The organism is Adlercreutzia sp. ZJ242 (genome assembly GCF_011038995.1).
Lineage (GTDB): Bacteria > Actinomycetota > Coriobacteriia > Coriobacteriales > Eggerthellaceae > CAAEEV01.
Map to the genome: position 1 here is coordinate 1 of NZ_JAAKEE010000096.1, position 1,966 is coordinate 1,966.

Below are 1,966 nucleotides of genomic sequence, written 5' to 3' on the forward strand. Positions count from 1 at the left end.
CCTTCTTTCGCATATTTCCTGGCCAGAGGCCGTTCTAGGCCTTTATTTTTGTCAAGCACTTATGACATTTTGCATTAGGTAATGTCATTGGTATGATATAATAGGGCAACATGTCCTCGCAGGTCAGGAGCGGGAAGTTGTTCGTCAAGAAGCAGAAGAGGAAAAACGGCCGTGTGTACCTGTCGGTCGTCGAGGGCTACCGGGACGAGGCCGGCAGGACCAAGACCCGTCATGTAAGGTCGCTGGGATACCTCGACGAGCTCGAGAAGGCCTACGACGACCCCGTCGCCCACTTCAAAGCGGAGGTCGCCGCCGAGAACGAGGCCGCACGCGCAAAAGCCGCGCCGATCACAGTGACGCTGCATCCGCTGCAAAGAATCGACAAGAGGACCGTAAGCCAAATCGACATGGGCGCCGCCGTGCCGAGCGCCTACTTCCATCGAGACTTGGGGATATGGGGCTTCTTCGAGCGCAAGCGCACAGCCCGCGGCTTCTCCTACGACCCGTGCCGCATCCTGGAGCTGCTGTGCTGGAACCGCATCTCGGATCCCGGATCAAAGTCCGCGGCGTTCGCGTCAAAGGCCCGCTTCCCCCGCAAGTGCGATTTCGCCCTCGACGATGCGTACCGCTGCCTCGACTACTTCGCCGTCAACGCCGACGCGCTGGTCAGGCATATGAATACCGCCCTGGAGACATCCCGCGGGCCGCGTAATCGCACGCGGCTTTACTACGACGTCACGAACTACTACTTCGAGATGGACGGGGAGGACGAGCGCGGGCTGCGCAAGAAGGGCGTCTCCAAGGAGCACCGTCCCGAGGCGATCGTTCAGATGGGGCTCTTGCTCGACGCCGACGGCGTGCCGCTCGACTACGAGCTGTTCCCCGGCAACCAGAACGACATGGCGACGATGCTCCCCATGATGAAGAAGGCCGGCTTGAGAGATTCTTCAAATCCGGAAGGCGAGCGCGTGGTCGTGGTCGCCGACAAGGGGCTCAACACCTCCGCCAACATAGCGGCCTGCACGCTCGACGGCAACGGGTTCGTCCTCTCGCAGTCCGTGCGCAGGGCAACCAAAAGGCTCAAGGCTTGGGTGCTCGACGGCGCCGGGTACGCCGAGTCGGAGCCGGGCCGGTTCAAGGTCAAGAGCCGGATCGCCGACAAGGCGATCTATATCACGGGCCCGGACGGCAAAAGGGAGCGCGTCATGGTGCCGGTCAAAGAGGTCGCGTTCTGGTCGCGCGACTTCTTCGAGCGAGCGCGCCATGAGAGGGCCAAGGTCATCGAGAAGTCCAAGGCCGCCATCGCGCGCGGCGACATGTCGGCAGCCGTTGCCCGCAGCTCGGCACGCTATGCAAAAGACGCGCCCGTGGTCAGGGAGACCGGCGAGAAAGCAAGCCACAACTGGATACTTGACGAAGAGAGAATTGCGGCCGATGCCGCAATGGACGGCTACTGCTGCATCATCACCTCCGAGCAGGAGTGGGACGAGCGCGAGATCATCGAGGCCTACCGCGGGCTTTCCCGCATCGAGGACTCCTTCCGCGTGCTCAAGTCCACGATGGAGGCGCGTCCGGTGTACGTATGGACGGGACCGCACATACGCGCCCATTTTCTCGTCTGCTATGTGGCGCTTACGATCATGCGACTCATGCAGGCCGATGTGGAGCGCGCAACAGGCTCGCGCCCCTCGGCGCAAGCTGTCGCCGACGCTCTTTCCAGCATGACGGGACATCGCCTCGACACAAACGTCTACCACTTCGACTACCGCACCGACCTCACCGACGCGCTCTGCGACGTCGTTGGAATTGACCTGTCCCGTCAGGTCATGACCAAATCGCAGATGAGCAAGGTGATGTCGGTTGTGAAAAAACCGAGAAGCTAGGCTGTTCCACTACAGAAAACGTCATGAGAAGAGAGGCTGTTTGCCCAGGTCACATGGGATAAAAAGTCTCTTTTATCTGCAAA

Annotated in this window: 1 protein-coding gene; it reads left to right on the plus strand. The window is 60.7% G+C overall.

Going from position 1 to position 1,966, the window contains the following annotated elements:
- Positions 1 to 110 precede the first annotated feature (110 nt).
- Positions 111 to 1,883, plus strand: a complete 1,773-nt coding sequence (locus G7Y49_RS11890) for a transposase (protein WP_206214700.1) — start codon at positions 111 to 113, stop codon at positions 1,881 to 1,883.
- The last annotated feature ends 83 nt before the right edge of the window (positions 1,884 to 1,966 follow it).

Excerpts from the sequence above, each read along its gene's own strand:
- G7Y49_RS11890 (WP_206214700.1), top strand. The coding sequence starts at position 111 with ATGTCCTCGCAGGTCAGGAGCGGGAAGTTGTTCGTCAAGAAGCAGAAG.